Origin of the sequence: Candidatus Flexicrinis affinis, assembly GCA_016716525.1 — a bacterium.
Lineage (GTDB): Bacteria > Chloroflexota > Anaerolineae > Aggregatilineales > Phototrophicaceae > Flexicrinis > Flexicrinis affinis.
Genome location: JADJWE010000001.1, coordinates 1,462,745 through 1,483,806 on the forward strand (window position 1 = coordinate 1,462,745; position 21,062 = coordinate 1,483,806).

Annotated in this window: 19 protein-coding genes and 2 tRNA genes; 5 read left to right on the plus strand and 16 right to left on the minus strand. The window is 58.7% G+C overall.

Features of this window, described 5'->3' with window-relative positions; all coding sequences use genetic code 11:
• Window position 1 precedes the first annotated feature (1 nt).
• The 7 genes from IPM16_06220 to plsX all read right to left on the minus strand — a co-directional run bounded on the left by IPM16_06220 (window position 2) and on the right by plsX (window position 7,841).
• On the minus strand, window positions 2-148 hold the full coding sequence (locus IPM16_06220; protein ID MBK9122703.1) for a hypothetical protein: 147 nt from the start codon (window positions 146-148) through the stop codon (window positions 2-4).
• A 95-nt stretch (window positions 149-243) separates the two neighbouring features.
• Window positions 244-1,563: a GTPase HflX gene (gene hflX, locus IPM16_06225; protein MBK9122704.1), complete on the minus strand. Its 1,320-nt coding sequence runs from the start codon at window positions 1,561-1,563 to the stop codon at window positions 244-246.
• A complete protein-coding gene (locus tag IPM16_06230) occupies window positions 1,556-2,731 on the minus strand; it encodes an aminotransferase class I/II-fold pyridoxal phosphate-dependent enzyme (protein ID MBK9122705.1) in 1,176 nt (391 codons plus the stop codon). The genes hflX and IPM16_06230 overlap by 8 nt, the downstream gene beginning before the upstream one ends.
• Before the next feature lie 19 nt (window positions 2,732-2,750).
• Entirely contained in the window at window positions 2,751-4,115 is a 1,365-nt protein-coding gene (gene trmFO / locus IPM16_06235) for a methylenetetrahydrofolate--tRNA-(uracil(54)-C(5))-methyltransferase (FADH(2)-oxidizing) TrmFO (protein MBK9122706.1), read from the minus strand.
• 61 nt (window positions 4,116-4,176) lie between these two features.
• Window positions 4,177-5,436, minus strand: coding sequence for a tetratricopeptide repeat protein (locus IPM16_06240; protein ID MBK9122707.1), 1,260 nt, complete (start codon window positions 5,434-5,436; stop codon window positions 4,177-4,179).
• Window positions 5,437-5,551: 115 nt separating this feature from the next.
• Entirely contained in the window at window positions 5,552-6,811 is a 1,260-nt protein-coding gene (gene fabF / locus IPM16_06245; GenBank protein MBK9122708.1) for a beta-ketoacyl-ACP synthase II, read from the minus strand.
• 10 nt (window positions 6,812-6,821) lie between these two features.
• Window positions 6,822-7,841, minus strand: a complete 1,020-nt coding sequence (gene plsX, locus IPM16_06250; protein MBK9122709.1) for a phosphate acyltransferase PlsX — start codon at window positions 7,839-7,841, stop codon at window positions 6,822-6,824.
• 94 nt (window positions 7,842-7,935) lie between these two features.
• On the opposite strand from plsX, the gene IPM16_06255 reads away from it, so the two are divergent.
• The 4 genes from IPM16_06255 to IPM16_06270 all read left to right on the plus strand — a co-directional run bounded on the left by IPM16_06255 (window position 7,936) and on the right by IPM16_06270 (window position 11,222).
• Window positions 7,936-8,017 (plus strand) — tRNA-Leu (locus IPM16_06255).
• A gap of 122 nt (window positions 8,018-8,139) precedes the next feature.
• Window positions 8,140-8,877 (plus strand): hypothetical protein, encoded by a 738-nt coding sequence (locus tag IPM16_06260; GenBank protein MBK9122710.1) that lies wholly within the window; start codon window positions 8,140-8,142, stop codon window positions 8,875-8,877.
• 50 nt (window positions 8,878-8,927) lie between these two features.
• Window positions 8,928-9,200 (plus strand): hypothetical protein, encoded by a 273-nt coding sequence (locus IPM16_06265; protein ID MBK9122711.1) that lies wholly within the window; start codon window positions 8,928-8,930, stop codon window positions 9,198-9,200.
• A gap of 33 nt (window positions 9,201-9,233) precedes the next feature.
• Window positions 9,234-11,222 carry a chloride channel protein gene (locus IPM16_06270; protein ID MBK9122712.1) on the plus strand — a complete coding sequence of 663 codons (1,989 nt, stop codon included), beginning with the start codon at window positions 9,234-9,236 and terminating at the stop codon, window positions 11,220-11,222.
• Window positions 11,223-11,235: 13 nt separating this feature from the next.
• Here IPM16_06270 and IPM16_06275 read toward each other — a convergent pair whose 3' ends face one another.
• The 3 genes from IPM16_06275 to iolG are packed head-to-tail and all read right to left on the minus strand — an operon-like array spanning window position 11,236 to window position 14,260.
• Entirely contained in the window at window positions 11,236-12,756 is a 1,521-nt protein-coding gene (locus IPM16_06275; GenBank protein MBK9122713.1) for an AMP-binding protein, read from the minus strand.
• Entirely contained in the window at window positions 12,753-13,211 is a 459-nt protein-coding gene (locus IPM16_06280; GenBank protein ID MBK9122714.1) for a MaoC family dehydratase, read from the minus strand. Before IPM16_06280 ends, IPM16_06275 begins: the two co-directional genes overlap by 4 nt.
• A gap of 35 nt (window positions 13,212-13,246) precedes the next feature.
• Window positions 13,247-14,260, minus strand: a complete 1,014-nt coding sequence (gene iolG, locus IPM16_06285) for an inositol 2-dehydrogenase (GenBank protein ID MBK9122715.1) — start codon at window positions 14,258-14,260, stop codon at window positions 13,247-13,249.
• A gap of 84 nt (window positions 14,261-14,344) precedes the next feature.
• Between iolG and IPM16_06290 the strand changes: the two genes are divergently transcribed.
• On the plus strand, window positions 14,345-15,331 hold the full coding sequence (locus IPM16_06290) for a tagatose 1,6-diphosphate aldolase (protein MBK9122716.1): 987 nt from the start codon (window positions 14,345-14,347) through the stop codon (window positions 15,329-15,331).
• Here the strand turns inward: IPM16_06290 and iolD are convergent.
• The 6 genes from iolD to IPM16_06320 form a co-directional block, all read right to left on the minus strand.
• Window positions 15,304-17,187 carry a 3D-(3,5/4)-trihydroxycyclohexane-1,2-dione acylhydrolase (decyclizing) gene (gene iolD / locus IPM16_06295; GenBank protein ID MBK9122717.1) on the minus strand — a complete coding sequence of 628 codons (1,884 nt, stop codon included), beginning with the start codon at window positions 17,185-17,187 and terminating at the stop codon, window positions 15,304-15,306. The two genes, IPM16_06290 and iolD, sit on opposite strands and share 28 nt — an antisense overlap.
• A gap of 33 nt (window positions 17,188-17,220) precedes the next feature.
• Window positions 17,221-18,087 carry a 5-deoxy-glucuronate isomerase gene (gene iolB / locus IPM16_06300; protein MBK9122718.1) on the minus strand — a complete coding sequence of 289 codons (867 nt, stop codon included), beginning with the start codon at window positions 18,085-18,087 and terminating at the stop codon, window positions 17,221-17,223.
• The gene (gene iolC / locus IPM16_06305; GenBank protein ID MBK9122719.1) at window positions 18,087-19,067 is read right to left on the minus strand and encodes a 5-dehydro-2-deoxygluconokinase; all 981 of its coding nucleotides are present in this window, start codon (window positions 19,065-19,067) and stop codon (window positions 18,087-18,089) included. Before iolC ends, iolB begins: the two co-directional genes overlap by 1 nt.
• 179 nt (window positions 19,068-19,246) lie before the next feature.
• A tRNA-Glu gene (locus tag IPM16_06310) sits at window positions 19,247-19,318 on the minus strand.
• Between the two features lie 43 nt (window positions 19,319-19,361).
• Window positions 19,362-19,829 (minus strand): SsrA-binding protein SmpB, encoded by a 468-nt coding sequence (smpB, locus tag IPM16_06315; protein MBK9122720.1) that lies wholly within the window; start codon window positions 19,827-19,829, stop codon window positions 19,362-19,364.
• A 27-nt stretch (window positions 19,830-19,856) separates the two neighbouring features.
• Window positions 19,857-21,035: a S41 family peptidase gene (locus IPM16_06320; protein MBK9122721.1), complete on the minus strand. Its 1,179-nt coding sequence runs from the start codon at window positions 21,033-21,035 to the stop codon at window positions 19,857-19,859.
• Window positions 21,036-21,062: the final 27 nt, after the last annotated feature.

A 21,062-nucleotide genomic window follows, 5' to 3' on the forward strand; every position in this document is an offset into this window, starting at 1 on the left:
GCTATTTGCCGAGCGGTGTTGCAAGCGTCAAGCCGACCAGCGCGAAGAGCACGCCGACGCTGTGTGTGATCGTGCCCGCGATTTGCAGGGCGCGCGAGTTCGACGCGTAGCCAACGAGATCGATGATCAGCGCGACGGCAACGAGCACGATCCCGATCACTACTGGGAGGCCGCGGCGTCGGGCCAAACTGGACGAAGCGAGATCGATTAGGCGCCCGAGACGTCGAGAGCTGTCCAGCCTTCTCATGATCTGACCTCGTGTTCCTTCAACTGTTCGGCGAATGCCGCGGGCATTCGTGCGGTTAAGTGTACCCCATCTGCCTTGTCTTCCCGCGTCAGTACCGTCGCGTGTTCATACGCGAGTGACACCAGATCGCCACGGTCGTACGGGAAGCGAAGGTGCAAGGTGTGGGATGCCGTGGCCAACCCGTGATCGATCGCTTCACGCAGTTCATCCAAACCACTACCGGCGACCGCACTCACGAGGACTGCGGAGGAATAGCCGATCTCGTGAGCGTTAAACGGGAGTTCGGCGCCGTGCCACCGGTCCGCTTTGTTGAAGACGAGTATGCGCGGAATAGGCGGGACATCTATCTCCGCGAGTGTGTCTTCTACAGCCTCGAAGTGCTCCGCGACATTTGGGTGTGTGACGTCGATAACGTGGAGCAGGAGGTCCGCCTCGGCGACTTCTTCGAGCGTGGCACGAAACGCCGCGATAAGCGTGGTTGGCAGCTTCTGAATGAAGCCCACGGTGTCGGTCAGCACCGCTTGCCGTCCTGAAGGAAGTTCGAGTTTGCGGGTTGTCGGGTCCAGTGTCGCAAAAAGTTGATCTGCCACGAACGCGTGCGCGTCAGTCAACGCATTGAGCAGTGTCGACTTGCCCGCATTGGTGTAACCGACCAGTGCCACGACCGGCACACCAGAGCGCGACCGTTGACTGCGCTGCCTGCCGCGGTGACCGCGTACGATCTCCAGTTCTTGCTTCAGCTTGGCAATCTTGCGCGACATTTCGCGACGATCAACCTCAAGCTGCGTTTCGCCGGGCCCGCGAAGACCGACGCCTGCCGCCGCTCCCTTGCCGCCACCTTGCCGGGCGAGGTGTGTCCATTGCCGGGTGAGGCGTGGCATGCGGTACTCGTACTGCGCCAGCTCGACCTGAAGCGAACCCTCCCGCGTTTGGGCGTGTTGGGCGAAGATATCGAGTATGAGGGCTGACCGGTCGATGACTTTGACCTCGGGTATGGACGGGCGCAGTCGCTCCTCGATCTCGCGCTGATGGCGCGGAGAAAGCTCGTCGTCAAAGATCAGGACACGGGCGTCCATAGCCACGAGCAAGTCCCTGACTTCTTCGAGCTTTCCCGAGCCGATGAACGTTGCCGGCTCAATCTGACGCAGGACCTGCGTGGTCTGACCAACCACGTTGATTCCCGCTGTCGAGGCCAGCAAAGCCAATTCGGACAGCGAGTCTTGCATAGACATTAGCGGGCGCGAACCACGTTCCATCGCGGCCACGAGGATGGCCCGCTCGACTTCAAATCGCACGACCTCGTGCAAGTTAGGCATATTGTGCTGCGTACCACTCCTTTAACCGCCGGATAGCATCGTCGAACTGATCATCTGGCACTCCGATGCTGAATCGGATCCAATCCGTTCCGTCCGGGCCGTACGCCGCCCCGCCTGCCAGCGAAACGTGGGCTTCGACCAGTGCCTTCTCGACATATTCCGAGGCGTTGAGCTTGTCCGGCGTCGCCCACACATAAAGCGTAGCTTTCGGCGTGTCGCCACGCAGACCGATCTCGGGCAACGCGGCCACGAGTTTGTCGCGGCGCAGTTGATATGTGTGATTGCGGGCATCGATCCACGATTGGGGTGTGTCATCAAGCGCCGTCTGGCCGGCGAGGTAAACGGCGTTGAAATGCCCGCTGTCAAAGTTGCTCTTCACCTTGAGCAGCGTGTCGATTGCCTGTTTGCTGCCAACGGCGGCACCAAGCCGCCACCCGGCCATGTTGTGGCTCTTTGACAGCGAGATGAACTCGACAGCCGTCTCTTTCGCGCCATCGACCTGCATGATGCTCGGCGCGACATAGCCATCGAACGTGACCTCGCAGTAGGGATTGTCGAACGCGAGAAGGACATCGTGGGATGCACTCCATGCGACGGCATCTTGCAGGTAATCGAAGGGGGCAACTGCGCCGGTCGGGTTGTTCGGGTAGTTGAGCCAAAGAATCTTCGAACGCCGTGCCGCAGCATCGCTCACGCGACTCAGGTCTGCGAGATAACCGTTTTCGACATCGATCGGTGCCCATTCGATGTCGGCCCCAGCCAGACGGGCGCTCTGCATATACGACGGGTAACCGACAGATGGGATCAGTACGGCGTCGCCAGTATCGCAGAAGGCGAGGGTCAGGTTGACGATCCCCTCCTTGCTTCCCAGCAGGGGCAGTACTTCGGTGTCAGGGTTTATCGTCACTCCGAAGCGCCGTTGGTAGTAGCGAGCGACGGCCTGTCGGAACGCCGGATGGCCACGGTAGCCCGAGTAACCATGCATATTCGGGTCAAGCGCGGCTTGTGCCAGCCGCTGGATCACATTTTCTGGCGGTGGAGCATCCGGGCTACCAATGTCCAATCGAATGACATCGACACCAGCGGCCTGCATCGCCCGCAACCGGTCCCCGATCACTGCAAACACATAGGCGGGGAGGCGGTCGAGACGGTTTGCCGGTTGAGTCATGTGATTGCGCCTTTCAACGTTAGTAAGTAACTGGAACCGAGTGGTCGGGAAGCTCGTCCAAGAGTTTCGGGTCATGCGCTGCCCGGATACATCTGTCGAGGTCGGCCTTTGCCCGTTCGGCATAGGCGGCGTAGCGATCGCGCTTGCCTCGAACTCGTTCGTCGAGCTCGGGCAGGATGCCGAAGTTCGCCTTCATCGGTTGGAAGTGCTTTGGTTCGGCGCTGGAAATGTAGTGCGCAAGCGCGCCAAGCATCGTCGTAATGGGCAGCACAAACGGCTCGAGGCCAGATCCGGATCGGTGCAGGTTTATTGCAGCCAACAAGCCTGTGGCGATGTTTCCAGCGTAGCCCTCGATGCCTGTGATCTGGCCCGCCAGATAGAGGTCGTCACGCGTTCTCAGCTGCATGGTCGGACCGAGCAGCTTGGGCGAATTGACAAACGTGTTGCGATGCATCTGTCCCATACGTACGAACTCAGCTTCTGCGAGCCCGGGGATGAGGCGGAGTATCTGCTCTTGTGCGCCCCATTTGATATTGGTCTGGAAGCCGACAATGTTGTACAGGCTCCCAGCGATATTGTCGCGGCGCAGCTGTACGACCGCGGCAGGCCGTTTTCCTGTTCGCGGATCCCGCAGTCCGACCGGACGCATTGGCCCATAAGCCAGCGTATCGTCTCCGCGCTTCGCTAACTGCTCGATAGGCACACAGCCTTCGAAGAAGTGCGGATCTTCACGTTCAAAATCGCGGAGCGTGCTGGTCTCGGCGTTTCGTACGGCTTCAACAAACGTCCTGTACTCGTCTGCGTTCATCGGGCAGTTGATATAGTCGTCATCGCCACGATCGTAGCGGCTCGCCCGGAACGCGATCGACATGTCGATCGACTCGGCGGTTACGATAGGCGATATCGCGTCGTAGAAGTAGAGGTGCTCTTCCCCGGTAAGAGCGATGAGTGCCTGCGCCAGTGCAGGGGAGGTGAGCGGTCCGGTAGCGATGATCGCCGGGCCAGACGGGATGGTGGTTACCTCTTCGCGGACTATCTCGATTTTCGGGTGTCTCTTGAGTGCCGACGTGACATGTTCGGCGAACATCTCGCGGTCCACCGCGAGTGCGCCACCCGCCGGCACGGCGCTCGTTTCAGCCGCGTGTATGAGCAGCGATTTCAGTGTGCGCAGCTCGTTGAGCAGCACGCCCGTGGCGCGGTCCGGGAGGTTCGAACCGAGCGAATTCGAGCATACCAACTCCGCGAGGCGGTCGCTGACGTGCGCGCCGGTAGTCCGGACGGGGCGCATCTCGTAGAGGGTGACATCATAGCCGCGTTGGGCGAGCTGCCACGCCGCCTCAGAACCGGCGAGTCCACCGCCGATTACTACTACTGGTTCAACCATGAATTGCGCTCAAGTCCGCGAGTGTCTTCCCATCGGTAAGGGTACATTGTAACCCGCGACGCTAGCCTGTCACAGGGTTGTGCGGCCCCTTGTCCAGTGCATACGCACGGTAATGGGCGATCTTGTCCACGATTGCTTCCGATCGAGGGGCAAGCTGCAGCGCATGATCGTATGCGGCTACGGCCTCTGGATAGTTGCCTAACGCGTAGTGCGCGTTGCCCAAGAGATCATAATGACGATAGTCGACAGCCTGATTCTCGGCACGCGCAACGTCCAATCCATGGACAAGCGCACTCAGCGCGCGGTGATAGTCGCCATGTTGATAGTAGGCAACGGCCGTACGATACAGGATTGACACTTCCCACGGATGATACGGGTTGTACTGGAGGGCCGCCAAGTACGCATCGACAGCGCGTTCATAGCGACCAAGCGAGGCGAGTGCGTCTGCGAGCATCTCGTACGCCCGCGACCATGTAACATCGATGCCTTGCGGCCGCCGAGACAAGCTGAAGAACTGCTCGACAAGCTCGACGACTCGTTTCTCGCCGCCCACCGATCGCGAAAGAATCTCGCAAGCCGTGAACAGCGCCTCTCGCTGAAGGTTGCGTGATGCTTTGCGCATCGACGCACCCATCTTTAGCGCGGTCTCGGCCGCTTCGATCGCTTCGGGAATTCGATGTGAGTCGCGCAAGATTCGTCCCCGCAGGAGATAGAGCTGTACGAGCCAGCTGCGATCCTCGTGTGCGGGGTATGCGCGGAAGGCAAGATCAAGATAGTCGAGTGCTCGCTGGGTGTGGCGATACTCGTAGAATTCGATATACCCAAGGCGTTCGAAGCAGTATGCAGGCAGCGACTCCACGGCGGATTGGCTTTGCTGGGCTTGCTTGAACATCGCTACGGAATCGTCTGGCAGATTGTTGATCGCAAGCAAGCGTCCCAGTTGATAGGCAATCCACCCGATGTTTCGATAGTCCGGGTAGTCCGCAAGCAGCGTTCGATACAGCGTCTCGGCCTGTTGAATATCCGCACGCTCGACCAATCCCACAGCCGACAACTCGAATCGCGAGAGATGGCTGTCGGCAAGCAGTTCCAACCACTCGGGATCCTGCGTGATCGACGGGTCGAGGGCGCGAGCACGCGCGAGGTCGTCGATTGCGCCTTCGGGGCGTGATGTATACAGCTTAGCGCGCGCCCTAAGCGCCAATAGATCGCGCGACAATGCGCCGTGCGACGCGGTGCGCATTTCCTTGGCGATTGCAACTTCTGCCTTTTTGACTTGACCTTGGTCAAGCAGGCCGCGAATCACTTCTAGTGCCGACACCCATCGGCCTCCTCAACTCAGCATGCTCCGACATTACTTGATAAACCGTCGGATCGACAAGCTGCAGGTCCGGAAGAACGACTTGTATCTAGCGGACCTGCAACCGGTGAGGAGGTTATATCCGACCCATGACTAGCGTTGCGTTTTGCCCACCGAGGCCAAAGCTGTTGGACAATGCGATATCCAGTCCATTCGCGTCTCGTGCCGTATTGGGAACGTAGTCGAGATCGCACTCGGGATCGGGAGTTTCGTAGTTAATCGTGGGGTGGACCTTCTGCGTGAAGAGCGACAGCGCAGTCACGACAGCCTCAATGGCGCCTGATGCACCGAAGGCATGCCCAAGCATACTCTTGGTGGAGCTAATCCATGTGTTGTATGCGTGTTCGCCGATTGCACGCTTAATGGCAGTCGTCTCCATCACATCGTTAGTGGGTGTCGACGTACCGTGGGCATTGATGTAGGCGATCTTCTCCGGGTTGATCCGCGCGTCCTCAATCGCCCACTTCATCGATCGTGTGGCGCCGCTCGCGGAGGGGTCCAGGGCGGCAACGTGATAGCCATCCGATGAGGACGCGTGCCCGAGAATCTCCGCGTAGATGCGCGCACCACGCCGGAGTGCGTTGGCCAGCGACTCGATGATCACAATTGCTGCGCCTTCCCCGATTACAAAGCCCGACCGGTTCTTGTCGAAGGGGCGGCTGGCCTTATCCGGGGTGTCATTATACTCCGTCGCAAGGGCGGTCATGGCGGTGAATCCAGCGACTGTGTAGTCCTGCAGGATCGCCTCCACACCCCCTGTTACGACATAGTCTGCTCGCCCGGTCCGGATCAGTTCGGAAGCTTCACCAATCGACTGAGTACCCGCAGCGCACGCCGTAGACGGTGTGGTGAGCGGCCCGAGCGCGCGCAGCAGTTTGCTGATGTAGTGTGCAGGCATGTTGGGCAGCGAGTTCACCATCGCTAATGGATTGGGCTTGCGCCACGTCGTCCTGAAATCGAAGGTTGCATCGGTCGATAGCTCGTGCGATCCGAATGTAGTGCCGACCACCACACCGACCCGATCCGACTGCTTCTCGACCGCTTCGACATCGAGTCCGGAATCTTCAAGCGCTTGATATGCTGCTGAAACGGCGAGCTGCGATGCGCGTCCCATGCGCCGCGCTTCCTTGTAGTCCACGTAATTCGACAGATCGAAATTGCGAACCTCTGCAGCGATCTTTACCGACACGTGCTCGGTATCGATCGTCTCGATCTTGCGTATCCCGGAACGGCCCGCTAGCAGGCTGTCCCAAAGCTGCTTGACTGGACCGAGGGCTGTCACAGCTCCCAGACCAGTGATGACTACCCGCGGCCGGCCTCTCCGTAGCAGGTCCATACCTTTCCTCCTATGGTGCACTCTCCAGCAGCGATGTAACTTCGGGAAGCCGCTGCCGGATGTGGTTGACGATATCTCCGTTGACTGCACGTTCCGCCTGGAAGATCGCGTTTCGTACTGCGATTTCGTTCGAGCTTCCATGACCGATAATGACAACACCGTCGACGCCTAAAAGGGGCGCACCTCCGACCTCGGTCGTGTCGATCTTTGTGCGTACACGGCCAAATGCTGGCCGCAGAATGGCGCCGGCAAGGGTCCACACGATGTTGGCGCGAATTGTACGACGGATATTCTCAGAAAGGTATCGTGTTCCTGCCTCATAGGTCTTGACCAGAATGTTGCCGACGAAACCATCGCTAACGACGACGTCGGCTTGGTTGTGAAAGATCTGTTTTGGCTCAACATTCCCCACGAAATTGAGGGGCAGGCGTGCCAAGACTTCGGCGGTTTCCCGGATCAGCGTGTTTCCTTTGCCCTCTTCCTCGCCGTTTGACAACAAACCAACACGCGGGTTGGACGAGGTCCCGAGCGCATGTTCCGCGTAGATTGCACCCATCAGTGCAAACTGCACCATCCACTCCGCCTTCGCGTCGGCGTTCGCGCCGATGTCGGTGAAGATGACGGGCTGGCCGAAAACTGGAAATACGGCGGACAACGCGGGGCGTTTGACGCCGCGAATCCGCCCGACTGAATGCAGCATGGCGATTGCGTGGGCGGCTCCTGTATTGCCCATCGTCACGAATGCGTCTGCCTGCTTGTCTTTGACCATGTTGAGGGCGGCATGCATCGACGACTCGGGCTTGCCTTTGCCGACGGCGCTTGGCTTGTCATGCATCGTGATCGCCTGCGACGCGTGTACCACATCGACCGCGAGCCCAGCCGTATCGTACTTGATGAGTTCACGCCTGATGGCTGCGTCATCGCCTACGAGCACGACGTGAAGCCCGCGCTCTCGTGCCGCGAGAACCGCACCGTGTACGTCCGCGACTGGGCACGCATCAGTTCCCATAGCATCTACAGCAATGATCATAACTTTCCCATTCCAATACCGGGCCGGTCAGCCACTGTCTGTTCTCTATTGACCGGCACTTAGCTTACCGATATACTGACCTCCAATGCAATATGCCCTGGTGGCGGAATTGGCAGACGCGCATGGTTGAGGGCCATGTCCTTCACGGGGTGGAGGTTCGAGTCCTCTCCGGGGCACACGACGGACCCGTATCACTGCCGATACGGGTCCGTTTTTGTCTTAAGTTGCGATCGCGGGAGTGTGCGTTTACACTTTACCGTGACTTGCCTTATTGCTCCCTAGCAGGAGATACGGTCACATGACGGAAGCATCCGGTGGTGAGCTTCGTGCCGCCTACGAAGCGATTCAGGCGGACGAACTCGCCCGCGCTCGGGACATTCTCTCGGCCTATCTCGTCGACCATCCTAACGACCCCGACGGCTGGTGGCTTTATGCTCACGCTGTCTCCGATGCCTCGCAGGGGCTCAAGGCCCTGGAAACGGTCGTGAAGCTCGATCCCAAGTATCCGGGTGCACAGGCACTGATTGACGAGGCAACGACGTTCGATATCGAGCCCGCGCCGTCTGAGCCGGCGAGACCGGTACGTTCTCTCGCGTCTGACCAGCCGAAGTCCAGATCAGTAGAACAGCCTGCTGCACAGGCACGTTCGTCTGGCGGCCGGTTTCCCGTGTGGCTGGTGGCTGTCGTTGCGCTGCTCATTATCGTCGCTGCGCTTGCCCTACTGCTCCCGCGGATAGTCGGGCAGAATGGCCAGTCGCCGACGGCTGTTGCTGAGGCGACGGAGACCCCCGGAAGCGCTGGTGTGAGCAGTACCGAGACGGTTACGCCTCAGGTCGTCGAGACGAATACCGATACACCGGCGACGGACACACCCAGCGCAACGCCGGAGACCGCCACTGACGCGCCTACCGAGAGCCTACCGAGACCCCTAGCGAAGTTCCAACCGAAACGCCAGGCGAGACTCCGGCTGAACCGACGACTGTACCGACCGAGGAATCAGGCGGTGCCGAGACTGCTGCTCCGCAGGTTACTGTAGTCGAATCTGCCCTGAACGAATTTGACGTCGTAGCAGGGTCGGAGACTCAAATGCAGACATCGCTCGGAAACACGGCAGTTGCCGATGTCTGCTCCGATACGGGTTCGCTTCGGTCGCAGATTCCAAGCGCAATTACTGCGCTGGGTTCGGCTGCATCGCAAATCCCGACCGACATTAACGGGTTGGCGGTGCGCTTCGTGGACTGTACTGCCAATCAGGCACTGATTCGGTACGTGGGTATCAGCAGCGACGATGCGCGTGCGTTCGCAGCTGGCAGTATCGATGAGGCGACTCTTCGCTCGCGGATTGTCGTGAACCCGTAGTGCACAGGAACGCATCCTGTAGTGGTTAACTCTATGACTTACTTGCTTCGGCGATTGCAGGCTTCGCAGGGCTTAGGCTTGCTGTTCGTCGCATTCGGACTCGGCGCGATCGCCGCCTTGATCGTGCGGCTATACCGCGTGGCGATCGAGGTCATTCACGAACACGGCGTGGAAGCTGCAGTGCACGCACTAGGACCCTTGTTCGGCGCTGCCGCCATCGTTCTCGTTCTCGGCGCAGCGGGATTCGTCGTCGGCTTCATTATGGATCGCGCCGTCGGTCATGAGCGGCACCACGGTGTTGCTGGCGTAATCGAGTCGGTTGCATTGTCAGGCGGACGTCTGCCATTTCGCAAGATGCCCGCGAAGGCGATTGCCTCGGCGCTGTCGCTCGGCGCTGGCGCTTCGGCCGGGCCTGAGGATCCGAGTGTTCAGCTTGGGTCGAATCTCGGTTCGTGGCTGGGTGTACTGATTGGAATGCGCGAAGAGGGGGTCCGACTGCTTGTTGCCGCAGGCTCGGCAGCGGGGATCGCGGCTGCCTTTAAGGCGCCGATTGCAGGCGTCTTCTTCGCGCTTGAAGTTGTGCTCAATAACTCGTACGCGGCCGGTTCACTGAGTGTCGTCATCCTTGCCGCAGTGGTGTCTTCTGCGATGACGCAGGCCCTTGATCCGCATGTCGAGATGGGGCCGTTCAATTACCAACTCGGCGGGCCGATCGAACTTGTGATGTTCGTCCCGCTTGGGATCATCGTCGCTCTAATCGCAGTGGCGCACGTGCGCGGTTTGTACTGGCAGCACGACTTGTGGCACAAGTACGTGACACTGCCTCGACCTTTGCGGACCGCGCTAGCAGGTGCACTTGTCGGCGGGGTAGGGGTGTTCGTACCGCAGATTCTCGGAATCGGGCGTGAACCGATGAACGCGGTTCTCGAGGGCGCCGCGAACTATGGTGTCGGGTTCTTGCTGTTGCTCTGCGGCCTCAAAGTTGTCACCAACATTATCTCGCTTGCCGGCGGATTCGTCGGCGGCGTGTTCGCGCCCGCGCTGTTCTCCGGGACGATGATTGGTGCGGCTTTTGGGCAGGTCGCGAACAGCGTGATCGGGCCGCAGGCAGGCGATCCGCAGTCATACGCAATTGCTGGAATGGCTGGAATGTTGGCTGCAGTACTTCGCGCACCAATCACGGCAATCATGATGGTGTTCGAACTTACAAACGACTACCGACTCATCCTGCCAATCATGTTGACTACGATTATCTGCATTCTGGTGGCCGATCGGTTCGAAAAGCACGGTATCTACGCGATCTCCTTAGTGCGACAAGGCGTACGCCTGCAGCCCGGGCGCGAGATCGACATGATGCAGGGCGTTCAGGTATCGGAGGCGATGGTCTCTCCGGCGCCGAGCATACATGAGAATGCGACGCTGGTGGAGCTGCGCGACTCTCTCCGTCGCCAGCACACAAACTCGCTCTGCGTTCTTGACGACAACAATCGACTTGTGGGGATCGTGACCCTTGCCGATTTGCAGCGCGCGTATGAACTCGATCCCACGGCGTCGCACACCGTGGGAGACATTTGCAGCCGGAACTTGGCCGTCACGTATCCCGAAGACGATCTATGGACAGCGATCAGAATCATGAGCGCACGGGACGTCGGACGCCTGCCCGTCGTGAAGCGAGGGACAAGTGAGGTCGTGGGTTTCATCGGGCGACATGGCGTTGTACGTGCCTATAATATTGCCGTGTCGCGCAAGATTGAAGATCAGCATGTCGCCGAACGCGTGCGCCTCAGTCACCTGACGGGCGGACATGTGTACGAACTGAAGGTGCGCGAGAACGCTCCGGTCCGCGGAATGCTCATCAAGGACGTGAAGTGGCCAGCAGAGTGTGTGGTCGCGTCGGTTACGCGAGCCAACCGCCTGATCGTGCCGCATGGCAGTACCGAGCTGAAAGCCGGCGACGTTATGTCGATCGTCGCCGATCCCAGCGTGGAAGGGGATCTCGAACGCATAACCGGAAACCGCTAGCTTCGGCGGGCGACTAGTTGGGTTCCGAATCTCGCAGGATTCGCTTCAGGGTCTTCCCGGCAGCGCTGCGCGGGAAGTCATCCATGATCCGCACTGCACTCACACGCTGGTATCGCGCCTCGACACGCTCATTGATCCAGTCCCTCAACTCATCCGCGGTAGCCAAACCGGGAGATTTCAGGGTTACCGCGGCAATGGGTGTTTCACCCCACTTGTCCGATGGGATGCCGTACACTGCCACCTCTTTGACGGCAGGATGGAGGATTGCGACCTCCTCGATATCGCGCGGGTAGACGTTGACACCGCCCGAAATGATCATGTCTTTCTTGCGGTCCACGAGATAGAGAAATCCATCCTCGTCCACGTATCCGAGGTCACCGGAGAACAACCATCCATCGCGTACGGCCTGTGCGGTAAGGTCGGGCCGTTTGTAGTATCCGGCCATCATCATTAGGCCGCGACCAACGATCTCCCCGACCTGACCGACACCAACCTCAACCCCCGTATCATCGACGATTTTGAGTTCCATGAGCACGGGCGGGACGCCGACAGAGTCGATTTTGGAGGCGGGGTGGGTTGGATCGAGAATAGTCATGAAGCCTTCTGTAAGCCCATACAACTCATAGAAGCGGCCGGGTAGGTCGCGGTTCAACTGCTCCTTGAAGCGGTGCAGGAGCGGCGCCCCAACCGATCCGATCATCTGAAGGCTCGAAAGCTTTTCCGGGTCGTAGTGGGGCGAGTTCAGCAAGGCGACAATTTGGCTTGGCACCATCATGATGTGAGTCACGCGCTCGCGCTGTACGGTCTCGATCAAGCTCGTGGCGTCAAATTGCTTATGGAGGATGTACGTGGCGCCGAGAAACATGTGCGGCATGAACGTGAGGAACGCTCCGTTGAACACGAGCGCCCCGGTATGCAGAATCACGCTCTCTGGCAGAATCCGGAATGCGGTGCTGAACTGCGACCCATAAGCTGACCGGACGTAGTGCGTAAGGACGATCCCTTTTGGTAGACCGGTCGTTCCGCTGGAGTAGACGATATTAAACGGATCGTTATCCTCAATCTCGACCCAACGTGGCTCGTGTGTCGAGAAGTGGTTCACCCACGAATGATACGCGGTGTACGGCGGCTCAACCTCTGAATCCACCAGGATCAAACCACCATTGACGATACCCGGCAGGTCGTCTCGAACGGTCTCGATCTCTGTCTTGAGCGCAGAACTCGTCACAATGACTTTGGTGTCGGAGTCGTTGATCAACGTAACAAGTCCGCGACCGCGCAGTAGCGGGCTAAGGGGGACCGTCACAGCGCCGATTTTTGCCGCCGCCCAGTACACTTCCATGAGTTCGAGGCAGTTCCCCAGCAGCGTTGCGATCTTGTCGCCTTTTCCGATGCCCAACGCTACCAAACCGTTCGCAAGCCGGTTGACGCGTTGATTGAACTCAACGAAGGACAGCCGCACGTCGCCGACAACGACAGCCAGATGAGATGGGCGATACCTTGCGTGATGCGCGATTAGGCTTCCAACGTTCATAGCGTTGCCTTTCCTGCAGCATGAGGCACAAGCAGGTTCAGCACCTCTGCGACAAGTGCGGGACGATCGGCGTTCTCAACCTCAATCGTCGCTTGGCATTTGACGAGCTTGGAGCCATCCGGCCGATCTTGCACGTTGAGCACCTCAATCCGAGCGCGCACCCGTGTACCCGCACGAACTGGCGTAATGAAGCGGGCGCGATCTATCCCGTAGTTGATTATTTGCTTGGCGCTTGTGGGAAACAAATCGACCTCAAAGAGAAATCGCGAAATGAGTGACAGCGTGAGAAAGCCGTGGGCTACGGTGCCTCCAAACGGGCTTTCCGCGCTGGCACGCTCGACATCGACGTGTATCCACTGTGTGTCACCGGTGGTGTCGGCAAAGGCGTTAATGTCGGACTGTGTGACCGTGTGCCACTCTGTTGGACCCAGCTCAGTACCGACCAGCCGGTCCAGACGATCAAACCCGTGACCTTGAGGTACTGACACAATCAGACCTCGATTTCCGAGACCTTAACCGGACGATTGAGGTCCACAGACTTCTTTGCCGCCATTGCCATCACAACAGGCACGCGTCCGTCGAGGCCGGTGACAGGAACGGTCGTGCCGCTCAAGAGCGCTTGTGTGAACTCGTTCAACTCGGTGATGAAGCTGTCTTCATATCGTTCAAGGAAGAAATGAAGGGGCAGATCACGCCACACGCCTTGCGTCGTCTGAATACGAGCCTGATTGGCGTACAGGTTCTCAGTATAGACACTGCCGCCGCTTCCGAACACTTCGACGCGCTGGTCGTAACCGTAGACGGCACGCCGGCTGTTGTCGATCGTTGCGATAACCCCGTTCGCAAAGCGCATCACAATCACGGCAGTGTCGACATCGCCTGCATCGCCGATAGCGGGATCGACCATCACTCCGGCCGTTGCGAAGATTTCCTCAGCCTCGCTACCCGTGAGAAAGCGCGCCATGTCGAAATCGTGAATCGTCATGTCAAAGAACAACCCGCCCGACACCTTGATGTACTCGATAGGGGGAGGCGACGGGTCGCGGCTTATGATGTGCACGCGGTGCGGATCACCGATCTCACCGTTAACGACCGCTTGGCGTACCCGTCGATGGTTTGCATCGAAACGGCGGTTGAAGCCGATCTGCAGTTTGACGTTGGCATCCTCGACGGCCTGCAACGCGCGATCGATCCGGTTTAGGTTGTAGTCGATGGGCTTTTCGCAGAAAATGTGTTTGCCTGCCTGAGCCGCCTCGACGATGATGTCCGCATGTGTAGGGGTTGCCGACGCAATCAATACGGCATCGACACGCGAATCGTCCAAAATTCTTCTGTATTGATCCGTCGCAGAGACATCGTGAAATCGGGCAGCGAGGGTACCTGCGGCATTGTGATCGATATCCGCGACCCACAGAAGCTCTGCGTTTCGAACGCGCGCTGCCACGTTCTCAGCGTGAATCCTGCCTATGCGACCAGCACCTATTACTCCAAACCGGATAGTCATGTTCAACCTTCTTGCTGGGTTGAATAAGTTCTTGCCGGAATTATACTTACGTGTCACGCAAACTCGCAAAACAAGGCCCTCGAAATGATCTCGATCGGTAAGTTTAGGCATCTGACGCAATGCACGACTCACGATGGTCATTTCGTGGTACTGGCGATTGATCATCGCGCTAATCTGCGAGATGCCCTCTCTGCCGCACGCGGTGCGCCGGTCGACGATCGCGAAGTTGGGGAATTCAAGCGAGACGTCATTCAAGCATTGGGTGATCAGTGTTCTGGCATATTGGGCGATCCCTCGCTGGTCATTGGACAGGGAATCGCGTCGGGAATGGTCTCTGCGACACTTGGTCTGATCGCTCCTCTAGAAGTCACCAATTATCAGCAGCATCCAAGCGAGCGAGAGATTCAGTTTATACCGGATTGGAATGTCGAGAAAGCCAAGCGCGCGGGCCTAAGCGGGATAAAACTCCTGATCTACTTCCATCCGCTAGCCAATACTGCGAGCGAACGGCTGCGGTTGGTTAGTCTGCTGGCCGGCGTGTGCAGCAGGTTCGACCTGCCGCTATACCTCGAACCCATCCTGTTTGATGTCCCGGGTGAGAACACGCAGGATCCGAGAGCGCGAATCCGTCATACGGTGTCGATGCTTCGCGCCATGGCGGACTGTGGCGTCGATATCCTAAAAATCGAGTTCCCGGTGCGCGATAGCTCGGACAACTCCCGGTGGCTGTGGGATGATGCGTTGGGCATGGTAAATGATGCATGTGGTGCGACGCCGTGGGTATTGCTCAGTGGTGGCGTAGATGGCGCAACGTTCAGACAGCACGTGCTGGCGGCCTGCCAAGCGGGAAGCAGTGGCATCATGGTTGGGCGTGCCTTGTGGAATCCGGCTGTGAAGGCCGTTGGGCAGGATGGCCGTATCCAGGTGCTGCGCGGCAAGGCGCAGTCAGAACTTACCGAGCTTGCGGCAATCGTGAAGCAGCACGGAACTCCATTCTGGGACCGTACGGGGCGACCCAACGGCGACACTGACTGGTTTCGCGACTATCCAGGCTTTGTGGGCGGAAAATAGACGCGCTGCAATCGCTTCTTCTCAAGATAGTCCCTGCGCGCGTCTTGAACCGCGTGCTTGTCTGACACTTCGGCAACGGCGACATCCCACCATGCGTCTCCGCCTGGGACGCGCACATTTCGGTCGGTTCGTGTCACGATTGCCACCGGACCACCGTCATGCCGCTTTGCCTCCGCAAGCGCCGAGACAAACGCGTCGTGGTCGTCGGCTTCAAGAACATGAACCCCGAGCGACCGCATGTTCGCGGCGAAGTCGATCCTCAGCGGTTCGCCGTCGTAACGCCCTGACGCAGACCGATACCGGTACTCTGTGCCAAACCCCTCGCTTCCGACACTCTGTGATAAGCCACCAATACTGGCAAAACCGGAGTTGTCGAGCACGACTACAATCACCTTGATGCGCTCTTGAACCAGCGTGACGAGTTCCGTGTGCATCATGAGGTATGAGCCGTCGCCGACGACGACGATCGCGTCGCGGTCGGGTAGGGCCAGCTTTACGCCGAGGCCAGCGGGGATTTCGTAGCCCATCGTTGAGTACCCGTACTCAAGGTGGTATCCACGGTCGCTTCGCGTACGCCACAGCTTATGGAGGTCGCCGGGCAAGCTGCCGGCGGCGCAGATGATGACATCCGAAGGGTCGGTAAGCTCGTTCAACATGCCGATCACTTCGCCTTGGCTCATGGGTGGCCCGTGGCGCACATCGTAGATGCGCTGGACTTCGTCGTTCCACTGGGATGCGAGCTGCGCCGCTTCGGACTGGAACGATTGCGCGGTGCTCCAATCACCAAGCCTTTCGGTCAGATCTTCGAGGACCGCGCGCGCATCCCCAACCAGCGGCAGTGCGCTATGCTTGTAGGCGTCCATCTCCGTGACGTTGATGCCTATGAATCTCACGTTTGGGTGTTGGAATGCCGTCTTGGAGGCAGTTGTGAAATCAGTCAGACGGGTTCCGACGGCAATCACGACATCGGCCTCGCGCATCAGCTCGATGGCTGCAGTGGTGCCGGTTGCGCCGGCTGCGCCCATGACCATACGCGCATCGAATGGGAGCGCGCCCTTGCCAGCTTGCGTCTCGACTACGGGTATTCCGTGTCGCTCGGCGAACGAGGCAAGCGTGGACGTCGCATGTGAGAAGTGTACACCGCCCCCTGCGACAACGAGCGGACGCGAGGCAGCCGTGATGATTTGTGCAGCATGGTCGATCATTGATCGATCCGCACGATTGCGCGGGATAACCCACGTCCGAGGCTCAAAGAACGCGGCAGGGTAGCGGTGAGAGTAGGTTTGCACGTCCTGTGGCAAGCTGAGCGTGACAGCGCCAGTCTCTGCAGGCGAGGTCAGGACACGCACCGCTTCAGGCAGCGCGGCAAGAAGCTGTTCTGGACGAGAGATGCGGTCCCAATAGCGGGAGACGGGCTTGAAGCAATCATTCACCGAGATGTCTTGCGAATAGGGAATTTCAAGCTGTTGCAGAACCGGTGCCTGAACACGCTCCACAAAAATGTCACCGGGGAGCAGCAGTACCGGGAGCCGATTGACCGTTGCTGCTGCTGCTCCCGTCAGCATGTTGGTTGCGCCCGGGCCGATGGATGAAGTTACGGCAAACGTACGCAGACGATTGCTCGCCTTAGCAAACGCAGCCGCAACATGCACCTGCGCCTGCTCATTCTTGCTCTGAAAGTACGGGAATACTGACGCGTACTGCTCAAGCGCTTGACCGATTCCGGCAACGTTGCCGTGTCCGAAAATGCCCCAGCATCCGGCAAAGAACGGATTTCGCTGGCCGTCACGCTCGACAAACTGGTTGGAGAGGAACAGGATGATGGCTTGCGCTGTCGTAAGCTCGATCGTATTCATGATCGTTTGCATCCCTATGTCGTGACTAAGGCGCTAGGTGCGAGGAACAATTGGCAATCGTGCGTCGATTGGGCCGAGTGTCGACTTGATCCACGCGTATTCGGGGTCGTCGGTATTCGCCAGTGATTGCGCCGATCCAGCAAGGAAGTTCAAGTAGTACGTGGTAGAACCGACACCGCTCGCTACAGGATGATAACCTTCCGGAACCAGTACGATGCTGTAATCTGTGGCACGTACCAGTTCGTCGAGCCGCTTGTCGGCCGTATAGACGCGTTGATACGCAAAGCCGTCCGGCCGATCAAACCGATAGAAATAGGTTTCTTCGAGGTCTGCTTCCACTAAGCTCCCATCCGGTCCCACGGTGTGACGATCGTGCTTGTGCGGTGGATAACTGGACCAGTTCCCGCTCGGTGTATACACCTCGACACAGACGATCTTCTCGCATGGAAATCCCGGTGGAAATACGCTGACGATCTGCCGTGACGCGTTGTCGCCCCCGCGAAGTTCGACCGCGCAATCCTCGGGTCGCACGATTGCATAGGGATACTTCACTGTCGCAGGCACGGAACAGATAGCGATCTCTACGTCATCCAGTGCGTTGAGCCGGGCTTCCATATTGGTCGAGAGGTACAGGGCGTATGGCTTGTCCTCGAACACGCTGGTTCTGCGGCCCAACGTCTCAGGGTTTTCGCCGTTAACGCTGCACTCGACCCGCCCGTGAAGGATAACGCAGCCCAATTCACTGTTGGCGGTGCTCAGATAATGCGTGTCGCCCGGCTTCAAACGCAGGACCTTGACATCGAGCAGAGACCATCCCGCTTGTTGGGGCGTTACAGCGACGACGACCCCAGTCGATGTCGTTTGGGTTGGCTGGACGAGCAGCGGTGATTTTGCGTGCATCAGAGACCCCCATACGCGTTGACGAATTCGACTACTTGCGCCATAGTCGGCATGAACTCGGAGCAGCCGTGCTGAGTGACTAGGATAGCGCCACAAGCGTTGCCCAGCCGTGCCGCGCGATACCAGTCCCAACCTTGAGAAACGCCATACAACAAGCCTGCACCAAACGCGTCTCCGGCACCCAGAATGTTGACAATCTCGACGGGAAAACCGGGAACGTCGGTTGTCGTTCCATCGTCAAAATGGAGCCGACAGCCTTTCGCGCCGGTCTTCTGAACAGCCACACTCGGGCCGGCGGCAAGCATCTGCTGGACGGCGTCACCTTGCACTGTAACGTGTGCGTCGGACATTTGTGAATGCGTGATCTGTACGCCCGATGCATCGACCAGAGCTGCCGCGTTGAATTCGTCCTCGGTGCCGATCACGAAATCGACCAAGTGCAGCGCCGACCGGATGCTGACGCCGAATGCCCGTATGTCGTGCCATTGATCCGGCCTGAAGTCGATGTCTAGCACGATCTTCGCGCCGTTCTTGCGGGCGATTTCGGCGGCATACAAGGTCGCGCTTCGGCTCGGGTCGCTCGACAAATTCGTGCCGGCAAATTGGAAGATACCGCATTGGTCGATCGGGGAGTTCAGCACATCATCGATGTTCAGGGCAATATCGGCGTTGTTGGCGCGGTAGAACACAAGCGGGAATCGATCGGGTGGTTGGATGCCGAGCAAGACGGCGCTTGAACGACGCTCAGCCTTGACCGGAATAAAGGTCGTATCGAAGCCTTCCGTCTGTAGAAAGTGGACGATGAACTTACCGACAGGGTCATCGCCGATGGCCGTAAGGATTCCAGCGTTGAGCCCAAGCCGACGAGCGCCGACGGCGATGTTCGTCGGTGAACCGCCGACATACGCCGCGAACTGCGTGATCTCCTCAAAGGGTGCGCCAAGGTCTTTCGAGTAGAGGTCAATGCAGCTGCGACCCATACACAGCAAATCGAGCGACATAGTAACTACCTGTTCGGATGCAACAATCTACGAGCCAATGTGTACTATACCGTGCGGACATGATGCAACTGTCCAAACCTACCACCGAGTTCATACCAATAGGGACTCTGGTGCAGAAACGCAAAACCGGCGATCCACAAGGGATGCCGGTTGATGTGTGCCCCATAGGGGAATCGAACCCCTGTTTTGGCCTTGAGAGGGCCACGTCCTGACCGCTAGACGAATGGGGCGGGCGCTCCAGAAGTATAGCAGTCTCACTTTCGCTGTCAAGCGCTACTCGTTAGCGTGCTCCCGCAGAGCGCGCCGCAGCTGCAAGTCGGATTCGCGCTTGGCGATCTGATCGCGTTTGTCGTACTGCTTGCGTCCGCGTGCCAGTGCGATCTCGACCTTGGCGCGGCCATTTCTGAGGTAGACCTGCGTCGGGATGAGCGTGAGGCCTTTCTCATTGACCCGCGATATCAGGCGGTTGATCTCCTTTCGGTGCATGAGCAGCTTGCGCGGGCGACGTGGGTCGAGCGAATCGAATGCGCTTGCCTGCTTGTACGGGCTGACGTGCACGCCCATAAGCCAAAGTTCGTTGCCTACGGCCTGCACCCAGCCATCCTGCAAGTTGATCTGGTTGGCCCGAATTGACTTTATCTCGACGCCCGAAAGCACTAGGCCCGCCTCAAACGTGTCCAGCAGCTGATAGTCATGCATCGCTTTGCGGTTTCGGGCGATGATCTTGCGGTTGTCAGCCATGAGGTATTCGTCGTCCTGTGCGGTGGTTTAGCTCGGTGTAATGATGGATTGAAGCTGTCGTATGGCTTCTGCGAGTTCGACATCCGCCCCGTCGCTTGACGGGATCATGACGATGTCAGGCGTCAGACCGATGCCCTCGATTGTATTTCCAAGCGGCGTCAGCCACTCCGCAAACGTCACGTGAACCGATGACTTGTCGGCAAGCTGGATGATCTGCTGAATCGTACCCTTGCCATAGGTTTGCTGGCCGATCAAGATGCCGCGTTCATAGTCTCGTATCGCTCCGGCAACAACCTCTGCCGCGCTGGCAGTACCGCCGTTCACCAGCACAACCATAGGCAGGTCAGTCAACGACCCGCCTTCCGAGTCCTGATACTCCTTTTCGCCAGTGCGTTGGCGTTCCGTAAGGAGCAGGCCATCGTCTACGAACTCTCCGGCGACGACGAGCGCCTCTTGCAGCAGCCCGCCGCCATTGTTTCGAAGGTCGACGATGATGGCACGTACACCCTGATCCTTCAATCCGGTGGCAGCATCGCGGAGTTCAGCAGGTGTGCGGTTGGTGAAGTCGGTAAGCTGAATGTAGCCGAGATCTTCGTCCTCATCGAGGACCCGAAATGTCACAGAAGGGACGACGATGACATCGAACGGGACGAAGAACGTCCTCGAGTTCCCCCTGCGGGTTACTTCAAGTTCGACGCCGTTTCCTTCAGCTACCTCGCCGCGCAGGCGCACGTCGATTGCCGAGATCGGGGTGCCTTTTTCAATCGGTGTTTCGTTGATTCGAATCAACAGATCCCCGTCACGAATACCCGCCGCTTCTGCTGGGCTGCCTGCAAACGGCGTAAGGCGAAACTCGCCGGTCGTCGTCGTGTGAATCCGGACGCCAATACCACCGTATACGCCGGCAAGCGCATCAGACTCGACTTGGGTATCTGGTGGCTCGATGAAATACGTCGCAGGATCGCCGAGGCTACCCAAGTATCCACGAATAGCAGAGTACTGCGTCGCGGTCTCGTCTGGCGAGCCGCGCAGGTACGTGGTTTCGACGATCGTAATTACGTCCTGCAACAGCGGAAACGGCGACGCTGCACTGACGTTCGGCGCCGCCGGCAGCAGGTCACGCACAAAGAAACCCGCCGAAAAGACCACCGCGATGAACACTCCGCCGACAACGCCGGCGGCTAGGGATCGAATGATACTTGACATCTCTGCTTCGCGATTTGACGTACGATC